Source organism: Protofrankia sp. CiP1_Cm_nod4, assembly GCF_982290645.1.
The window spans coordinates 56,739-75,114 of record NZ_CEVIVC010000006.1; the positions used below are offsets into that span (position 1 = coordinate 56,739).

15 protein-coding genes are annotated in these 18,376 nt (G+C 72.4%); 8 read left to right on the top strand and 7 right to left on the bottom strand.

The window, feature by feature from the left end:
• Positions 1 to 170: 170 nt before the first annotated feature.
• Together AC5LSR_RS02810 and AC5LSR_RS02815 are read left to right on the top strand one after the other, a co-directional pair.
• Positions 171 to 434: a hypothetical protein gene (locus AC5LSR_RS02810; protein ID WP_250280653.1), complete on the top strand. Its 264-nt coding sequence runs from the start codon at positions 171 to 173 to the stop codon at positions 432 to 434.
• Positions 435 to 951: 517 nt separating this feature from the next.
• Positions 952 to 1,254 carry a hypothetical protein gene (locus AC5LSR_RS02815; RefSeq protein WP_250280651.1) on the top strand — a complete coding sequence of 101 codons (303 nt, stop codon included), beginning with the start codon at positions 952 to 954 and terminating at the stop codon, positions 1,252 to 1,254.
• A gap of 418 nt (positions 1,255 to 1,672) precedes the next feature.
• Here the strand turns inward: AC5LSR_RS02815 and AC5LSR_RS02820 are convergent, their stop codons facing one another.
• The 6 genes from AC5LSR_RS02820 to AC5LSR_RS02845 all read right to left on the bottom strand — a co-directional run bounded on the left by AC5LSR_RS02820 (position 1,673) and on the right by AC5LSR_RS02845 (position 11,876).
• The gene (locus tag AC5LSR_RS02820; protein ID WP_250280648.1) at positions 1,673 to 5,707 is read right to left on the bottom strand and encodes a cobaltochelatase subunit CobN; all 4,035 of its coding nucleotides are present in this window, start codon (positions 5,705 to 5,707) and stop codon (positions 1,673 to 1,675) included.
• A 99-nt stretch (positions 5,708 to 5,806) separates the two neighbouring features.
• Positions 5,807 to 6,013: a hypothetical protein gene (locus tag AC5LSR_RS02825; protein ID WP_493464471.1), complete on the bottom strand. Its 207-nt coding sequence runs from the start codon at positions 6,011 to 6,013 to the stop codon at positions 5,807 to 5,809.
• A 261-nt stretch (positions 6,014 to 6,274) separates the two neighbouring features.
• Complete coding sequence (locus AC5LSR_RS02830; protein ID WP_250280644.1) at positions 6,275 to 6,943, bottom strand: hypothetical protein; 669 nt, start codon at positions 6,941 to 6,943, stop codon at positions 6,275 to 6,277.
• 393 nt (positions 6,944 to 7,336) lie between these two features.
• The gene (locus tag AC5LSR_RS02835; RefSeq protein WP_250280727.1) at positions 7,337 to 8,998 is read right to left on the bottom strand and encodes a cobyric acid synthase; all 1,662 of its coding nucleotides are present in this window, start codon (positions 8,996 to 8,998) and stop codon (positions 7,337 to 7,339) included.
• Positions 8,995 to 10,050 (bottom strand): cobalamin biosynthesis protein, encoded by a 1,056-nt coding sequence (locus AC5LSR_RS02840; protein WP_493468112.1) that lies wholly within the window; start codon positions 10,048 to 10,050, stop codon positions 8,995 to 8,997. Before AC5LSR_RS02840 ends, AC5LSR_RS02835 begins: the two co-directional genes overlap by 4 nt.
• A gap of 356 nt (positions 10,051 to 10,406) precedes the next feature.
• Complete coding sequence (locus tag AC5LSR_RS02845) at positions 10,407 to 11,876, bottom strand: ATP-binding protein (protein WP_250281388.1); 1,470 nt, start codon at positions 11,874 to 11,876, stop codon at positions 10,407 to 10,409.
• A 217-nt stretch (positions 11,877 to 12,093) separates the two neighbouring features.
• On the opposite strand from AC5LSR_RS02845, the gene AC5LSR_RS02850 reads away from it, so the two are divergent.
• The 6 genes from AC5LSR_RS02850 (at position 12,094) to AC5LSR_RS02875 (ending at position 15,345) form a co-directional block, all read left to right on the top strand.
• The gene (locus AC5LSR_RS02850; RefSeq protein ID WP_250281389.1) at positions 12,094 to 12,363 is read left to right on the top strand and encodes a hypothetical protein; all 270 of its coding nucleotides are present in this window, start codon (positions 12,094 to 12,096) and stop codon (positions 12,361 to 12,363) included.
• 5 nt (positions 12,364 to 12,368) lie between these two features.
• On the top strand, positions 12,369 to 12,719 hold the full coding sequence (locus AC5LSR_RS02855) for a type II toxin-antitoxin system PemK/MazF family toxin (protein WP_250281437.1): 351 nt from the start codon (positions 12,369 to 12,371) through the stop codon (positions 12,717 to 12,719).
• Between the two features lie 99 nt (positions 12,720 to 12,818).
• Positions 12,819 to 13,151, top strand: coding sequence for an OsmC family protein (locus tag AC5LSR_RS02860; RefSeq protein ID WP_250281390.1), 333 nt, complete (start codon positions 12,819 to 12,821; stop codon positions 13,149 to 13,151).
• 116 nt (positions 13,152 to 13,267) lie between these two features.
• Entirely contained in the window at positions 13,268 to 13,498 is a 231-nt protein-coding gene (locus tag AC5LSR_RS02865; RefSeq protein ID WP_493468113.1) for a hypothetical protein, read from the top strand.
• The gene (locus tag AC5LSR_RS02870; RefSeq protein WP_250281391.1) at positions 13,495 to 13,902 is read left to right on the top strand and encodes a hypothetical protein; all 408 of its coding nucleotides are present in this window, start codon (positions 13,495 to 13,497) and stop codon (positions 13,900 to 13,902) included. The genes AC5LSR_RS02865 and AC5LSR_RS02870 overlap by 4 nt, the downstream gene beginning before the upstream one ends.
• A 207-nt stretch (positions 13,903 to 14,109) precedes the next feature.
• Positions 14,110 to 15,345: a cytochrome P450 family protein gene (locus AC5LSR_RS02875; RefSeq protein WP_250281392.1), complete on the top strand. Its 1,236-nt coding sequence runs from the start codon at positions 14,110 to 14,112 to the stop codon at positions 15,343 to 15,345.
• A gap of 167 nt (positions 15,346 to 15,512) precedes the next feature.
• Here the strand turns inward: AC5LSR_RS02875 and AC5LSR_RS02880 are convergent.
• Positions 15,513 to 18,376 (bottom strand): DEAD/DEAH box helicase (locus tag AC5LSR_RS02880; protein ID WP_493468114.1); only part of this gene is annotated, 2,864 nt, incomplete at its 5' end.

Here is an 18,376-nt window from a genome sequence, read left to right on the forward strand (position 1 = left end):
GCGTTCGACGGCAGGACCCTGCCGTTGTCGGGTTTACGCGGCAATGCGGCGGACGGGCGTGACGGCGAGCCTGGACGCCGGGCGCCGTCATCCAGTCGCCTGGCTGTACGTAACCGTATGTTCACTCTGTTGCCGCCGGTCGTCCGCGGACGACCGGCAATGTTGTCGTCATGACAGAGCCGCCGGTGGTCATATTCGGCCAGAGCGCCGATGGTGACAGATGGTGGGCGGTGTTGCCCTCCGCCGAGGTCCTGCGCGCGTCGCGTTTCGACGATCTTCTCGCCCGTGTGGAGCGCGCGATGGCCGGGCAGGCGCCCGGCCGCCCGTTCGCCCTCATGCTCGACCACCGCGGCACCCGCGAGCCGGGCGTCACCCCGCGTCCACGCCGCCGCGGCCGCCGGCCGGCCCGCCCCTCCCAGCCGTCCACCGGGTAGGAACCGGTCACGCGGTCCAGCCACGCGGTGCCACCTACTCCATCCGGCTGCGGGGAGGACGAGCTGGAACCGGGCGCCGTCCTCACCCGTCCCCGCACCTGTGACCATGGTCTGCTCCCGTCGCCGGACCCCGTCGGGTGAGCTCCGGGCGCGGTGGGCGTGCGACGCCACCGCCACCGCCACCGCCGGGGCCGGGGGGATGTGTGGTGGTGTGAACCGGGCGGAGAATCCGGACAGTTCCCGCCCGGTGGGCGGCGGGCCGCCATCGTATTAGCCGATGCTTTCGCGGGGCACCGGTGCCGGTGGTTCTCCGGCCGCTTCCGGGACCGTGCGCCGGGACGGATGGGGCGGAAATGTTAACGGCCGGCCGGCGGAACCGCATCCGCCACTGTCACGCCCCGTCAGAAAAACGGGTGAAGATGGCAATGTTTACCATCACACGGCGGCCGGGCATCCTGGAGCAAGGCGCCGGTTCCTGAAGCCAGCGGCTTACCGGCCGACCATGAAGGGAAACGACATGAAGCTCGTGAAAAAGCCCCTGTACCTGCTGCCCGCGGTGGGCGTGGCCCTCTCTGCGGTCCTGGTCGCCCCGGCGGCCGCGCAGGCGGCTCCGTCAACGGGCCATTTCGACAAGTCGTACGGGAGCGGGTACGACTACGGTAAGTACGACTTCAAGTCATATGGTTTCAAGGACTTCGACCACAAGAAATTCGACCACGACTGGTACGGTTATGGCTGGTACGACCACGGCAAATGGTACGACGGCCATGGCTGGTACGACGGGCACGGCAAGTTCCACCAGGACGAGTCCTACAAGTAGGCACAGGACAAATCCTGCAAGTAGGTGCAGGGCAAGTCCTGCAAGTAGGTGCAGGGCAAGTCCTGCAAGTAGGTGGGAGTCACCGGCCCCATGGTGACGGGAGCCGGGTGAACGACCCCGTTCGTCCGCCGGGAAAGCCGGTGGGACAGTCAGCCGCCGGCTGGCTCATGCCGGCCATGACGGCGCCCGCAGGAATCCCACGGCCGGGACATCGTGCCTGAGACCGCCGGCGCGCACCGGCACCTTTCCGCCGGACGACGGGGAGAGAAATCCGCGGGCCGCCCACGACACCGGGCGGCCCGCGGGCCCATCTGTGGCCACCATTCTCCCGCGTGGCAACGGCCGCCGGTGCATGGCCGGCGACCAGCCCGGGGCGGGAGCCGGGCCGGTGCCGGGTGTTCCCGCCGGCGGTATCCGGTCAGGTGTTCTCGCCGGGGCCTTCGAGGTCGCCTTCGAGGTCGAGGTAGGTCTGGCGGAGGCCGTCGAGGGTGGCGGGGTCCGGCTTCTCCCACAGGCCGCGGTCGGCGGCCTCCAGCAGGCGTTCGGCGATGCCGCGCAGCGCCCACGGGTTGGACGCCCGCATGAAGTCGCGGGTTTCCGGGTCGAAGACGTAGGAGGCGGCCAGCGACTCGTACATCCAGTCCTGGACGACACCGGCGGTGGCGTCGTAGCCGAACAGGTAGTCCACGGTCGCGGCCAGCTCGAACGCGCCCTTGTAGCCGTGGCGGCGCATCGCCGCGATCCACCGCGGGTTGACCACCCGGGCGCGGAAGACCCGGTGGGTCTCCTCCCGCAGGGTGCGGGTGCGCACCGCGTCCGGTACGGCGCTGTCGCCGATGTAGGCGGCCGGGGACGCGCCGGTGAGCGCCCGCACCGCCGCCACCATCCCGCCGTGGTACTGGAAGTAGTCGTCGGAGTCGACCAGGTCATGCTCGCGGGTGTCGGCGTTCTTCACCGCCACCTGGATGCGGCGGAACGCCTGCTCCATGTCGGCGCGGGCCTGACGCCCGTCGAGGCCGCGGCCGTAGGCGTAGCCGCCCCAGACCGCGTACACCTCGGCGAGGTCGGCGTCCGAACGCCACTCCCGTGAGTCGATCAGGGGCAGCAGGCCGGCGCCGTACGCCCCTGGCTTCGAGCCGAAGATCCGGCTGGTCGCCCGCCGCCGGTCGCCGTGGGCGGCGCCGTCGCGGGCGAGGTCGGCGCGGACGTGCGCGGCGAGCAGGTTGTCGGCGTCGGCCTCGTCGTCGAGCCCGGCGACGGTGGTGATCGCGTCGTCGAGCAGGGCGATCACGTGCGGGAAGGCGTCCCGGAAGAAACCGGAGATCCGCACCACCACGTCCACCCGGGGCCGGCCGAGCTCAGCCAGCGCCACCACCTCGAAACCGGTCACCCGTCGGGAGGCGTCGTCCCAGGTCGGACGGCAGCCGAGCAGCGCCAGCACCTCCGCGATGTCGTCACCCTGCGTGCGCATGGCGGAGGTGCCCCAGACGGTCAGGCCCACCGAGGCCGGGTAGGAGCCGGTGTCGGCGAGGTGGCGGGCCAGCAGCGAGTCGGCGAGCGCCCGGCCGGTCTCCCAGGCCAGCCGGGACGGGATCGCCTTCGGGTCGACCGAGCAGAAGTTCCGCCCGGTCGGCAGCACGCCCACCAGCCCCCGGGTGGGCGAGCCGGACGGCCCGGGGGGCACGAACCCGCCGCCCAGCGCCCGCAGCACGTTGGTGATCTCGTCGGAGGTCCGGTCCAGGCGCGGCACCACCTCGGCGGCGGCGAACGCGAGCACCCGTTCGACCTCGGCGTACCCGGGGCCGCAGGCGCCGCCGCCAGCCTCGCCGCCGCCAGCCTCGCCGCCGCCAGCCTCGCCGCCGCCGGTTGTCCCGGTGTCTTCGGCCGCTTCGGCGTCCCCGGTGGCTCCGGTGGCTCCGATGCCCTCGACGGTGCCGGGAGCTTCGGCGAGGGCGTTGCCGGCGGCGCCTGCGGCGGTGTTGCCGCTGCTCCCCGCGCTGCCGCTGCCCGTGGTCATGCTCCCCGCGTTCTCCTCGGCGGCGGGCTGGGCGGCGCCGGATGGGAGAGCGTCAGTGGGAAGAACACTGTCCGTGAGGACGTCCGCGCACACCCTGGCCGCCGCGGCCGGGTCCCAGCCGGTGGCTTCCATGCCGGCGACGAGCGCGCGGGCGGCCGCCTCGAAACCGTCGACCTTCACCCGCGCGGCACCGCCGCCCTCGACCAGGCCGAGCGCGGCCCGCAGGCCCGGCAGCGCCCCCGCCGTGCCGCCCCACACCTGCGACGCCCGCAGGATCGCCAGCACCAGGTTCACCCGCGCGTCCCCGGCCGGGACGTCGCCGAGGATGTGCAGGCCGTCGCGGATCTGGGTGTCCTTCACCTCGCAGAGGTAGCCGTCGACGTGCAGCAGGAAGTCGTCGAAGTCGTCGTCGCCGGGACGCTCGTCCAGCCCGAGATCGTGGTGGAGCTGGGCGGCCTGGATCAGCGTCCAGATCTGGGCGCGGACCGCCGGCAGCTTGGCCGGGTCGAGCGCGGCCAGGGTGGCGTGCTCGTCCAGGAGCTGTTCCAGCCGGGCCATGTCACCGTAGGTGTCGGCGCGGGCCATCGGCGGCACCAGATGGTCGACGATGACCGCGTGCGCCCGGCGCTTGGCCTGTGTGCCCTCCCCGGGGTCGTTGACCAGGAACGGGTAGACCAGCGGCAGGTCGCCGAGGACCGCGTCCGGCGCGCACCCGGCCGACAGGCCGAGGCCCTTGCCGGGCAGCCACTCCAGCGTGCCGTGCTTGCCCAGGTGCACGACCGCGTCCGCGCCGAACTCCTCGTCCAGCCAGCGGTAGGCGGCCAGGTAGTGGTGGGACGGCGGCAGGTCCGGATCGTGGTAGATCGCCACCGGGTTCTCTCCGAACCCGCGCGGCGGCTGGATCATGAGCAGGACGTTGCCGAACCGCAGCGCGGCCAGCACGATCGCGGGCTCCGGCCCGTCCGCGGGCCGCGGCCGGCCGCCACCCCCGCCGCCTGCGCCGCCCCGGTCGTTCCCGCCGCCGGAGCCGCCGGGAACGTCACCGGGAGTGAGTACGGGCGGGTCGACGTAGAGGCTGCCGGGCGGATCGCCCCAGTGCCGGAGCATCCCTTCGCGCAGGGACGCCGGCAGCGCGTCGAACCAGCGCCGGTACACGCCCGCCGGCACCCGTGCCGGGGCGGCCGCGAGCTGCTGTTCGGTCAGCCACTCGACGTCGTGCCCGCCGGCGGCGATGAGCGTGTGGATGAGCGTGTCCCCGTCGGTGGGGACACCCCGTCCGCCCGGCCCGTTCTCGCCCAGGTCGTAGCCGGCGGCCCGCAGCGCGGCCAGCAGCCGGATGGCGGACGCCGGGGTGTCCAGGCCCACGGCGTTGCCGACCCGGGCGTGCTTGGTCGGGTACGACGACAGCACCAGCGCGATCTTCTTCTCGACGTTCGGGACGTGGCGCAGCCGGGCGAGCCGGGCGGCGGTCCCGGCCAGCCGGGCGGCGCGCTCGGGGTCGGCCAGGTAGACGGGCACCCCGTCCGGCCCGGATTCCTTGAACGAGAACGGCACGGTGATGATCCGGCCGTCGAACTCGGGGATCGCGACCTGCATGGCCGCGTCCATCGGCGACAGCCCCGCGTCGCTGCCCGCCCACTGCGCCCGCGACGACGTCAGGCACAGGCCCTGGAGCACGGGGATGTCGAGCGCGGCGAGCGCGCCGATGTCCCAGGCCTCCTCGTCCCCGCCGGCGGACGCGTCCGCCGGGCGGGTGCCGCCGGCCGCGAGCATCGTCACGATCAGCACGTCCACCCCGGCCAGCAGCGGGAGGACGTCGTCGGACGCCGAGCCCAGCCCGCGCAGGGAGGCGGCGAACACCGGCCGGGCATTGGCCCCGCGCGCCTCCAGCGCGTCGCACAGCACGTCCACGAAGGCGGTGTTCCCGGACGTCGCGTGCGCCCGGTAGAACACGACACCGACGGTGGGACGGTCCGTCTTCGCCGCGCGCATGCCGTGCACCCCGGCGGCGGGCATCGGCGTGGGCGGGGCGAACCCGAACCCGGTCAGCAGCAGCGTGTCGGCGAGGAAGCGGTACAGCTCGGCGAGGTTCGCCGCGCCGCCCTCCACCAGGTAGGCGAGCGCCTCGGTGGCGACGCCGGCCGGCACGGTGGAACGGCGCATCAGGTCGGCGTCGGGCACCGCCTCCCCGCCGAGGACGACCGTGGGCAGCCCGGCGGCGAGCGCCGCCGCCAGCCCGTCGGGCCACGCCCGCTGCCCCCCGAGCAGCCGGACGACCACCGCGTCCGCGCCCCGCAGCAGGCCGGGGACGCCGTCGGCGGCGAGCCGGGCCGGGTTCGCCACCCGCCACGGCATCCCGCTGGCCCGGGCCGCCAACAGCTCGGTGTCGGCGGTGGACAGCAGAACGATCACCGGCTCGCTGCCAGGAGGTGTCACGTCGATACTCCCGATGAGAAGAAAGGATCAGCCGGCGGACGGGTGCGGCACGCGAACCCAGGTGGTCGACGTCCTGGTCCCGGGTGGGACGTCGGTGTTTCAGGAGATGGCCAGGCAGCCGTCGGAGAGAACGATCTCCCGGGGGAGGCCGGTGGCGCGTCCGGCTCCGATGTCGTCCATGCCGGGCCGGGTGGCGGCCCGTGGGCCGTTGTCATGCGCGGCACCCGGTACCTCCGCGGCACCCGGTACCTCACCGCCGTGCCGCTGCCCGGCGTTGCGGACCTGCCACCGCATGCTGACCCTCACAGTCCGGTCGACCAACGGCATACCAACGGCACACTGTAGCCGGACGGGACGGGCCAGGGGCTGTTCCGCCGGATCCGGGCTCTTCGGCCACCCTCGCCCACCCTCGCCCACCTCTGCCGGCCGGCGTCCGCGGACACGGGAACAACGGGAACAACGGGAACGGCCAGCCGGGCAATGAGCCGGGCAATAAGCCGGCAGAAGCGGGACGCGGATGGTCGGCCCAGGCCGGGCCGCGCGTCACGCGACCGGTGTTTCCCGCGGTCAGCAGGATGTGAGCAGGCAGGCGTTCTTGTCCCACCAGGAGGCCACGGAGACGGCCGACTGGTCCTCCCGGACCGCCACGACGCGCTCGGAGTCGAACGCCCAGTTGATCTGGAACTTGCCGTCCTTCAGGAAGATGCACACCTTGCGGCCCAGCGTCTCCTTGACGGAGCCCGACGAGTGGTACCAGGTGGTGTTCGCCTCCTGGCCCTCCTTGCAGTTGCCCAGGCCGTTGACGGAGCCCGCGGCGCGGTCCAGGTACGCGTTCAGGTCCGCGACGGTCCGGTAGCGCAGGAACTGGATCTTGGTGGAGTCCGTGGCGGTCTCGCACGTGATCGCGGTCAGGGCGTTCCAGGGGGCCACCGACTCCAGGTCGGGACGGCTGTAGCAGGAGCGACGATCGATCTTGCTGCTGCTCAGCAGCGCGCAGACGGCCGCCTGATCGGTGTCAAGGGCCGGCGAGGCCGTCCCCGGCGTGCACGGCGGCCGGGACGTCGGCGTCGTACGGACCGGGCTCGGCGTGTGGCTCCTGGTCGGCGTGGGCGTGGGTGCGGGTGTCCTGGTGGACGGCGAGGTCGAGGGCGGGGGCGGCGGCGGGGGCTGCACCGTTCCGCTGCCGGTGAGGGCCAGGGCCACCAGCGGCCCCAGCACCGCCGTCAGCACAGCCACGAGGGAGGGAATGACGATATTGGGATTTCGCCACCACGGGTCGTTCGACAAGCTCGGTACCCCCTTGAGAGCCTGTTCCGACTTCGGCGCCTCTTCCGGGCCTTCCGCCCGCCCGGATGGTCATTACCCGGGCAGGCCTGACCACTCCCGCGGATCCTGCTCGTCCCGGCCAGACCGGTATACAGCGCCTGACGCTGTGACGGGAAACAGATGAGCGGATCCCCGCCGACGGATTACCGACAGGCCAGGACGAGCCGATCATCGGCCGGCGCGCCGGCCGGGACGAACGACAGCCGTTCCGGATCACGTCGAGCCGGCCATAACGGTCATTTCTCCGGACGGCCGGTGGGCGGCCGTCCGCGCGGCGCCCGGCGGCCGGCCGTGGGGCCGCTGTCACCTCGGTGCTCCCGGCGGGACGAAGGGCAGGCCGGCCGGCGGGCCGCCCTCGAGCAGCCGGCGGACGGCCGCGGTGTCGAGATGGTCCGCGACCAGGTCGCCGAGGGCGTCCAGGCGGCGGCGGCGGACGTCGGCGAAACAGGTGCGGGCCGGGGTGAACGAGCGCCCGGCGCGGGCCGCCACGTCGATGAGGAACACCCGGCGGAACTCGTCGTTCTCCAGCAGCCCGTGCCAGCTCGTGCCGGCGACCGCGCCGGCCCGCACCCCGTCCGCGGCGAACGGCTCGGCGGCCGATCCCCCGACCGCCCCTCTCGCCGACCCACCCGCCGACGCCGCGACCGGCCCGGTGTCGTGGACGGTGAGCCGGCCATGGCGGATCTCGTAGCCGGTCACGGTCAGGCCGTCGGGGGTCGTCCCGGTACGGCGGCCGAGCAGCTTGTCGGGGGCGAAGGCGGTGGTCACCGGCAGCAGGCCGAGGCCGTAGACCGTCCCGGCGCCGGATTCGACCGGGTCGTCGATGCGCCGGCCGAGCATCTGGTAGCCGCCGCAGATCCCCAGCACCGGCCGGCCCCGCGCGGCCCGGGCGCGCAGGGCGGCGTCCAGGCCGCGCCGGCGCAGCCAGCCGAGGTCGTCGACGGTCGCCCGGGTTCCGGGGACGACCACCAGATCGGCGTCGGTGAGGTCGTCGGGGCGGGTCGCGAAGCCCACCAGCACCCCGGGCTCGGCCCGCAGCGCGTCGATGTCGGTGATGTTGGACAGCCGCGGCAGCCGGATCACCGCCACCCGCAGGACGTCCCCCGGGTAGCTGTTGGTGCTGCTGCCGCCGGTACTACCGGTACCGTCGGCGGCAGTTTCGTCACTGTGGGTGTCGGCGGCGTTGGGTGTGCCGGCGCTGCCGGCGTCCGGGTGGGCCGGGTAGGAGGCCGGATAGGAGGCGAGGTCCAGGGAGTCCTCGACGTCCAGCCACAGCCCGGAGCGCCACGGCAGCACCCCGTGTACCGGACGGCCGGTGAGCCGTTCGAGCTGGCGCAGCCCGGGCTCGAGCAGCCGGGGGTCGCCGCGGAACTTGTTGACGATCCAGCCGGCGACCAGCGCCTGGTCGCCGGCGTCGAGCAGCGCGAGGGTGCCGAACAGGGCGGCGAACACCCCGCCGCGGTCGATGTCGCCGACGACGAGCACCGGCAGGTTCGCGGCCCGGGCCAGGCCCATGTTCGCGATGTCGGTGTCCCGCAGGTTGATCTCCGCGGGGGAGCCGGCGCCCTCGCAGATCACCGCGTCGAACCGGCCGCGCAGGTCGGCCAGGCAGTCCGCGACGATGCCGGCCAGCCGCGCCTTGTACGGGCGGTAGCCCAGCGCGTCGACCTCGGCGACCGGGCGGCCCAGCACGACGAGCTGGCTGTGCCGGTCGCTGCCGGGTTTGAGCAGCACCGGGTTCATCGCCGCCTCCGGCTCGACCCCGGCGGCGGCGGCCTGCATCGCCTGGGCCCGGCCGATCTCCGCGCCGTCCGCGGTCACCACCGAGTTCAGCGCCATGTTCTGCGCCTTGAACGGCGCGACCCGCACGCCTTCGCGGGCGAGCCAGCGGCACAGCCCGGCGGTGACGACGCTCTTGCCCGCGTCCGACGCCGTCCCGGCGACCAGCAGCGCTCCCCCGCTCACCGCCGGCCCCGCCGGCCCGGCCGGGCAGCGGCCCGCGCGCGAGCCGGGGAAGCGGGCTGTGCGGCGGCCTGTGCCGAGCCCAGCGCCGACCGGGCCGTCGCCGTGGCCACGGCGACACCGGCGGCCAGCAGCAGCGCGCAGGCGCTGACCGCGGCGGAGAGGACCGCGGCCCGTTCCAGGTCGGCGGGTACGGCCGGCCGGCCGTAGCCCATCACCGGCCGGTGCTCCACCCCGTGGTGGTAGCGCAGCGTCCCGCCGAGGCGCAGCCCGAGCGCGCCGGCGAACGCCGCCTCCACCTGGCCGGCGTTCGGGCTGGGATGGCTGTGGCCGTCCCGGCGCATCACCCAGAAGGCGTCGACACACGAGCCGCCGACGACCGGCGCGCACGCGCAGGCCAGCAGCCCGGCGACGCGGGACGGCAGCAGGTTCGCGAGATCGTCCAGGCGGGCCGAGGCCCAGCCGAAGCGGGCGTGCCGGGTGCTGCGGTAGCCGACCAGCGCGTCCAGGGTGTTGACCGCCCGGTAGCCGAGCAGCCCCGGGACACCGCCGAGCGCCCCCCACAGCAGCGGCCCGACGACCGCGTCCGAGGTGTTCTCGGCCAGCGACTCCACCCCCGCCCGGGACAGCCCGGCGCGGTCGAGGACGGCCGGGTCCCGGCCGCACAGCGACGGCAGGCGGCCACGGGCGGCGAGCAGGTCGTCGCGCAGGAGCTCGCCGCCGAGGCGACGGCCGTGGCGGCGCAGGGACGTCCCGCCGAGCACCGTCCACGTCGCCGCCGTGGTCAGCGCCACCGAGGCGGCCCGCTGGCAGCCGAGCCGCCGGCCGGCCCTGGTCACCCCGGAGCGCGCCAGGGCGCCGACGGCGACAGTGCCGCCGGCGAGGGCGCAGGTGTAGGCCAGCCCGGCGGCCCGGCTGTCGCGGTAGAGCAGCCGCTCGGTGTGGTTGGCGACGCCCCCGAAGGCCGCCACCGGGTGCCGCCGCGCCGGGTCGGCGAGGGCGGCGTCGAGCGCGGCGCCGGCGAGCAGCCCGACAGCACGCAACCATCCGGACACGGGAGTTCTCCCTGGCACGAAGACGGGTCACGCCAGCCGTACCGGCCCGGCGGAATGATCGACTACCTGGTACGATCAGTAACTTGGCATAATCGGACGTTCAGCGTGTGGGGCGGCGGTGCCGCGGCGAAGCCCCGCGGGACGCATGGCGCCCGGGCCCGGCCCGCCAGGTCGACCGGTCGATGTCAGGGGAACTTCCACCGGCTTCCTCCGCGTCCCTCATGCGTCCATCGGCCCTTATGCGTCCATCGGCGACGATGAGCGGGCCTGGGCCCATGAGATGATCACCGGCGAGGCCGCGTAGCGGCATGGTATCGCGTGAGAGGCTCAGCCGTACCGGGACCCTCTTCGCATAATTACTCACCGTAATAGATTCTGTGTAGATCGACAAGCTGGATGGTGGAGTCCTCGGCAGCGGCCTGCCGTAGCTCGTCGGTGAAACCCGCGCCGCTGAAACACATCAGGCGTGTCGGGTGGGCGGGGGCGGCGTGGCGGGTGCGCAGCAGTCCACGGATGTGGTCGAGGCGGCGCAGGTGGCGCAGGCCCATGACGTCGCCCCACTTCGCCTCACCGATGGCGAGCAGGACGTCGTGGCCGGATTCGTCGTGGCCGAGGACCGCGACGTCGACCTCGTGACTGGTCCTGGCCGCCGGATCGTTGACGGCCCCTGCGGCCACCCGGTAGGAGTGGCCACCGTACGTGTCGGGAACCGCGTACCAGCGGGCCCATTCGCGGCAGAGGTTCTCGAAGTGCGGGCCGACCACTTTGCTACGGAAGGTGGGCCCGGCACGCCGCCACACGGCCGGGGCCCGGCCCGGCCGTTCCAGATCGCCCCAGTAGGGGCGCATGACGGCGTGGTAGAAGGTGACCAGGGGTTCGGCGATCCGATAGGTGGAACGGTTCCGGCGGAACGCGTCGGGCTCGTGGCGGATCAGGCCGACGTCCTCGAGAACGCTCAGCGGATGGGCGAGGTCGGTGGATCTGCGGCCGAGGTAGTCGGCGATCCCGCCGCGCGCCGCGTTACCGGCGGTGATGGCTGCCAGCACGGAATGGTAGAGCGCGACGTCGTGCAGGTCGGGTTCCTCAGCGAGGAGGTAACGGGCTTCGCGGAAGAGGGGCCGGGCGGGGTTGATGACGGCCCGGGCGACCCAGTCGTCGAAGTCGTCGGGGCCGGCGGGGACGTCACCCTGGGTGAATTCGCGCCGGTAGGCGGGGGTGCCGCCGACGACGGCGTGGGTGAGTACGGCGGTGCGCGGGTCGGTGATCTCCCAGAACCGGCCGGCGGTACGGAAGTCGAGGGTGGGAACGACGAGTTCGAGCCCCGCGCGGCCGCGCAGCGGGGCGTTGCCGGCGAGCAGCCGGCCCATGAAGGGCAGCGCGGAGCCGCACAACAGCAGACGCACGGGTGTGTTGCCGTGCTGCGCGGCGGGGTCCAGAGCGCGCTGGATGATGGACGGCAGCGCGGGTGACGCCTTGGCGAGGAAGGGGAACTCGTCGATGACGGCGGTGGTGGGCCCATCGGTGGCGATCCGCATGAGCTGGTTCACGGCCTCGTCCCAGTGGGCGAAGCGGAAGGGTGCTGGCTCGTCGCGGTAGCGGGCCAGCGCCGCACCGAACTGCCTGAGGCCATCGGCTTCGGTGGTCTCGGTCGCGGTGAACATGAAACCGCCACCGGCACGGGTGACCGCGTCGAGGAGGAACGTCTTGCCCTGTCGCCGCCGGCCGGAGACCACCCCCAGGGTCGCTTCGCCACCCGGATAACGAGCGAAGCGGGCCAGTTCGGCCCACTCGAAGTCGCGGTCGAACATCTCGGCAGGCTTGTCCATCGCCCCTCCCAGTGACGCTTCCCAGCGCGCCTCCCATCATGGATATCTCAAGTTATTATAACTCGACCTATACTATTGTCTTCCTGTCGCGTTCGGTGCGCTCCGCCATGACCCGAGAGCCCGCACCCCGCCCACACCGCAGATCCCGCTTGTACGCACCCGGTCTTCGACCGGCATCGCCACGGCACGATCTATAGCACATGCCATACTGGAGCCTATGGCTACGACGTCCATGCAGCTTGACAGCGGGCTACGCGACGAGCTGGCGGAGATCGCCGAACGCGACTTCCACGGCGTGTCCCTGGGCGAGGCGGTCCGGCATCTGGTGCGGGAACACAAGATCAACCGCATCATGCGACGCTACGAGGAGCTGCGCGCCGACCCTGACGAGTGGGCCAGCTACCAGGCCGAGGCGCGGCCGGCCGACAACGCGGCCGGCGACGGCCTGCCCGACGCGCGTGAGGAGTACCCGGAGTACAACCGGTGAGCCGGATGCTGAGGCTCGCGCCCTGGCAGGTGTGGCTGGTGGACTTCGGCCAGCCGATCGGGCACGAGCAGGGCCACCTACGCCCGGCCGTGGTGGTCGGCTCGGCGACGCACTGCCGGTTCCCGATCGACATGGCCCTCGTGGTGCCCCTGACCACGCGGGACCGGGGCCTGGACCATCACGTGCGCATCGACTCCCCCGAGTCCGGCCTGGACAGGCGGAGCTGGGCGCGCACCGAAGAGATCACGGCGGTGTCCACCCGGCGGTTCGCCCGGTCCGCGCCGCTGGGCAGCGCGTCGGCCACCGAAATCGCCGAACTGAGCGAGTGGCTACGCGAGATGGTCGCCTTCCGCTGACCCGCCACCCCGCTTCCAGCAGGCCGCTGGTACTCGGTTATCGGTTATCGAAGCCGCCGACGTCCTGATGGTGAGAAACCGCCCTCGTCAGGAGGCTGCGTGGATCAGCATGAGCGGCACCGGTATCGGGCCCGCTGCCAGTGGGAGGGCTCGACGGCCGCCGGCTACGAGGCGTACGGCCGGGAGCATCACGGCGAATGCCCGCCCGCGTCCGTAAGCGTCCAGCTCAGCGCGGATCCCGCCTTTCGCGGCTCACCCGAGCGCCCCAACCCCGAACAGCTCCTGCTGCGGCCACGCATCGTGGTTGCCGGGGACGTCCCGCTCGAGCGGCTGCACCGCCTGGTGGAGCTGGCCCACCAGGCGTGCTACATCGCGAACAGCCTGCGCTGCGAGGTCGACATACAGCCCACCTTCGTCCGGATACGGGTGTAGGCGCCCGGCCGGTGAACCGATCGGACGTGACGACGCCGCTGTCGTAACAGCAGAAATGTTACAGTACCCATATGAGTATCCATGAATACCCGCTGGGTGAAGGTCCTTCCACTCGGTTGAGCCTGTCCCTTCCGCAGGGGACCGCTGACGCCGTACGTGAGCTGATCGGTAAACGCGAGTTCTCCGGCTTCGTCGCAAAGATGATTGAGGACCGTATTCGCCGCGAACTCCTCGCCGAGGACATCCGTGTCTACCAGGAAGAGCACGGCGCGTTCACAGACGACGAGCGGGCCTGGGCGCATGAAGCGCTCACCGGCACGGTTGCGCAGGAGCACGACGCTGCGTGAAAGTCTCAGCTACGCAGGGGACCCTTGTTCTTGACTGCGCGGGACTGTCCGGCTTCGTCGAGGGGCGGCGAAGGGTCATGGTCGTCCTGGACGGGGCACAGCGCATGGAATGGAGGGTCAGGACCTGCGCCGCAACCATCATCGAAGCGACACACCCCAGAACAGACGCGGCGCGCATGACCTGGATCCTCGCTCGCGTCCAGGTGGAATCCCTCACCAGGGATGCCGCACGAGCCGCGTCGGCACTGCTGCGGGCCGCGAACCTACATGGGCACAAGTACGCCATCGACGCCATGGTCGCGGAGATGGCGCTGCGTCAGCGAGGGCCAGTAGCCATGATCACATCCGATCCGGGTGACATGGCCCGACTATGCGGCCCCGGCGTCCGCCTGATTCCGCTCTGACGGTTGAGAAACAGTTTTCACCGTTATTTTCGTCGCGCTCATCGTCGACGGGCGCAGGCGGCTCCGGTCTCATACTGTCGATGCTGTGACGTGCGCGCGTGCGTCGAACACGGCCGAATCACGCGACCGAGGGACTGAACGGTCGTGACAGCAGCCGTTTTCGCCCTCGATTTCACGGGTGGAAGCATCCAGCAGAAGGAATCCAGTATGAGTGAAGTCACACAGGCGGTTCCCGCGGCCGAGCTGTTCACCCCGGAATTCCGTCTTGACCCGTACCCGACGTACGCCCGGCTGCGGGAGAACGCGCCGGTCTGCCGGGTGAAGACGCCCAGGTTCGAGACCTGGATGGTCACCCGGTACGCCGACGCGAGAGCGGTGCTCTCCGACCCGCGGCTGAGCAAGGACATCGACCGGGCCGGGGACCTCTACCTGCAGGTTTTCGGTGAGAAGTCGGTCGCGTTGAACAGGAACATGCTCAACGCGGACCCGCCGGAACACAGCCGGCTGCGCCGCCTGGTCTCCCAGGCGTTCACCCCGCGCCGTATCGAGGCGCTGGCCCCCCGCGTCCAGCAGCTCGTGGACGAACTGCTGGACGCGATCGTGCCCGCCGGCCGTGCCGAGCTGATCGGCGAGTTCGCCCTTCCGCTGCCGATGAACGTGATCTGTGAACTTCTCGGCGTCCCGGTCGAGGACCGCGAGCAGTTCTTCAGCGGCACGCAGGTCATCCGCACCCAGGGCACGGCCGGGCGCAGCAACGAGGAGGACCGGGCCGCCATCCAGGAGGCCCAGCAGGACCTCTACGCCTATCTGACCAAGCTGGTCGGGAACAAGCGTGACCGGCCCGGCGACGACCTGATCAGCGCGTTGATCACGGCCCGTGACGGCGGCGGGAAACTCTCCGAGGAGGAGCTGGTCTCGACCGCGTTCCTGCTGCTGTTCGCCGGTCACCAGACAACGGCCGACTTCATCGGGAACGCGGTCACCGCGTTGCTGACGAACCCGGACCAGCTCGACCTGATAACGAAGAACCCGCACCTCCTGCCGGGCGCGATCGAGGAGCTGCTCCGTTTCAACGGGTCGGTCCCGGTGGCGAGCTTCCGGCTGGCGACGGAGGACGTCGAGTACAGCGGGGTGCGTGTTCCGAAAGGCTCGATCGTCACCGTCGTCCTCAACGCGGCCAATCACGACCCGGCGCATTTCACCGACCCCGACCGGCTGCACGTCGACCGGACGGACAACCCGCACATGGCCTTCGGGTACGGCGTCCACTACTGCCTGGGTGTGTCACTGGCCCGGATGGAGGCGCGGACCGCCATCGGCACACTGCTGCGAAGGCTGCCCAACCTCGCGCTCGAGGTGGCGCCGGAGAACCTCCAGTGGCTGCCCGCGGCGTCGTCCTTCCGCGGCCTCCTCGAGCTCCCGGTCCGCTTCGGCGGCACCTGAAGGCGCTATATGAAAGCGGCGCCTGAAAGCGGCATCTGACGACAGCGGGACGGATAGGAGCCGCGACCGTCCGCGGCGGTGACAAACAGGGTAAATACAAGATCAGATAAAGGCCGCCGTATCGGCCTGGGACGCCGTACCGCAGGGAGCCGTGCCCTTACAGGGAGCTATATCGACATGGCGTAGGCGACGACGCCGCGGCGGACGGCGTCGAGCGCCGCGCGGGCGACACCCCGCACGGTCGAATCCTCCGGGGCGACCTGGACGATCTGGTCGAGCAGGTCGATGAGCTGACGCATCCAGCGGACGAAGTCGCCGGCGGTGAGGTCCAGACCGGAGTCGGTCAGGACCTTCTCCAGGGAGCCTCCGGACGCCCAGCCGAACGCCACCCAGGCGAATCCGGGCTCGGGCGGGCGCAGGAAGTCCAGTCCGTGGCCGGCCTCGATGTCACGCAGCCGGCCGGCGATGCGGGCCGTGGCCGTAAGCGCGTCCCGCAGCCCGGGATCGCCGGGTGTCTTCGCCGCCGTCGCCTCCTCGCCGCGGGGCTCGTAGACGAGCGTGGAGACCGCCGCGGCGAGCGCGGCCGGTGACAGCCCCTCCCACACGCCGTCGCGCAGGCATTCGGCGACGAGCAGGTCCTGCTCGGTGTAGACACGGCTGAGCAGAGCGCCGGCGGCGGTGACGGTGTCACCCCGCAGGTAGCCCAGCGTCTCCAGAGCCGCACACACCCGGTCGAAGATCTTCGCGACGGTGTTCGTGCGGTTCTCGATGCGCCGCTGGAGGGTGTCGGTCTCCCGGCGCAGCTTCGCGTGGCGGTCCATGACGCGCAGGTGCGCCTCCCGCTCCGGGCAGCCGTGCACGGGATGGGCGCGCAGCGCGCGGCGCAGCCGGGCGAGTTCGGTGTCGTCCGCGGCGGCGGCCCGCTCCCGGGCCCGCCGCCCCTGCTCAGGCGGGACGTCGACCTGGCGCAGTGACGACGCCAGGTCACGGCGCGACTGCGGCGAGCGCGGGTTGAACGTCCGCGGCACCCGGACGCGGCCCAGCGCCTCGACGGCCACCGGGAAGTCGACCGTGGAGAGCCGGCGGACCTGCCTGTCCACCGTCAGGACGACCGGGCGCGGGCCGTCGTCGCCGTGGCCGTTCACCCCGGGGTCGAGCACGACCGCCAGGCCGCTGCGCCGGCCGGCCGGGACGCGCACGACATCCCCGACCCGCAGCCGGGACAGCGCCTCGAGCGCTTCGGCGCGGCGGCGGTTGGCGCCCTCCCGCGACAGCGCCGCCTCGCGGGCGCGGATCTCCTCGCGCAGGCGCGCGTATTCGCTGACCGGGCCCTGCTCGCAGGTCAGCTCGGCGGCCAGCTCGTCGAGCGCGCCGCTGTTGCGGCGGACCTGCCGGGCCAGGCCGACGACCGCGCGGTCGGCCTGGAACTGTGCGAAGGACGACTCAAGAACGCTGCGGGCCTCGGTCCGCCCGAGTCGCCCGACGAGGTTGACGGCCATGTTGTACGACGGCCGGAACGACGACCGGAGCGGATAGGTGCGGGCCGACGCCAGCCCCGCCAGGGCCACCGGGTCGAGACCGGGCTGCCACAGCACGACCGCGTGCCCCTCGATGTCGATGCCGCGCCGCCCGGCCCGCCCGGTGAACTGGGTGTACTCACCCGGGGTGATGTCGGCGCGGGTCTCGCCGTTGAACTTGCTCAGCCGCTCCAGGACAACCGTGCGCGCCGGCATGTTGATGCCCAGCGCCAGGGTCTCGGTGGCGAACACGGCCCGCACCAGGCCGCGGACGAACAGCTCCTCGACCACTTCCTTGAACGTGGGCAGCATCCCGGCGTGGTGCGCGGCGATGCCGCACTCAAGACCGTCCAGCCACTCCCAGTAGCCGAGTACGCGCAGGTCGTCCGCGGGGATGCTCGCGGTGCGGGCGCGCACGTGCTCGCGGATGGTCTGCCGTTCCTCCGTCGTGGTCAGCCGCAGGCCGGCGCGCACGCAGGCGGACACCGCGGCGTCACAGCCCGCCCGGCTGAACACGAAGGTGATCGCCGGGAGCAGCCCGGCGCGGTCGAGATGGCGGACGACCTCGGGCCGGCTGGGCACCCAGGGCCGCTCGCGCGGCGGGGCCACCGCCCCGCCGCCGCGGCCCCGCGGCCGTGGCGGGCGGCGGCTGTCCTGCCGGGACAGGCGGATCAGGTCCGGGTTGATCCGGGGACGTGCCGGGCCTGTGTCCCCGGCCGCGTCCGGGCCGGTGACCGGGGCGGCTGTCGTGCCAGGAGCCACCGTGCCAGGGGCTGTCGCGTCCCCGCGCCGCGCGCGCCCGAGGCCGCCCGCCGCGTCCCCGCGGGTGCGGGGGAAGACGTCCGCCGCCTCCCCGCGCGGGCCCGGGAGGGTGCCCGCGGCGAGCGGGCCGGCGACGAACAGGTCGTGCAGCTGCCGGTCGGCCAGCACGTGCTGCCACAGTGGAACCGGGCGGTGCTCGGAGACGACGACCCGGGTGTGGCCACGGACGGTGACCAGCCAGTCCGCGAACTCCTCCGCGTTGCTCACCGTCGCCGACAGCGACACCAGCTGGACGTGCGCCGGCAGGTGAATGATCACCTCTTCCCACACGGCTCCGCGCTGCCGGTCGGCGAGGTAGTGCACCTCGTCCATGACGACGAAGGCGAGCCGGTCGAGCCGTTCCCGCCCGGCGGGCTGCGCGTAGAGCATGTTGCGCAGGACCTCGGTGGTCATGACGATCACCGGCGCGTCCGGGTTGCGGGTGGTGTCGCCGGTGAGCAGGCCGACCGCGCCCGCGCCGTGGCGGGCGACAAGGTCGGTGTACTTCTGGTTCGACAGCGCCTTGATCGGGGTCGTGTAGAAGCAGCGCTGCCCGCGGGCGAGCGCGAGGTGGGCGGCGAACTCGCCGACGACCGTCTTACCGGCTCCGGTGGGCGCCGCGACCAGCACGCCCTCACCGGCGTCGAGCGCGGTGCACGCCTCGATCTGGAAGGGGTCGAGACCGAAGGGATAACCGCTGACGAAGCCGGTCA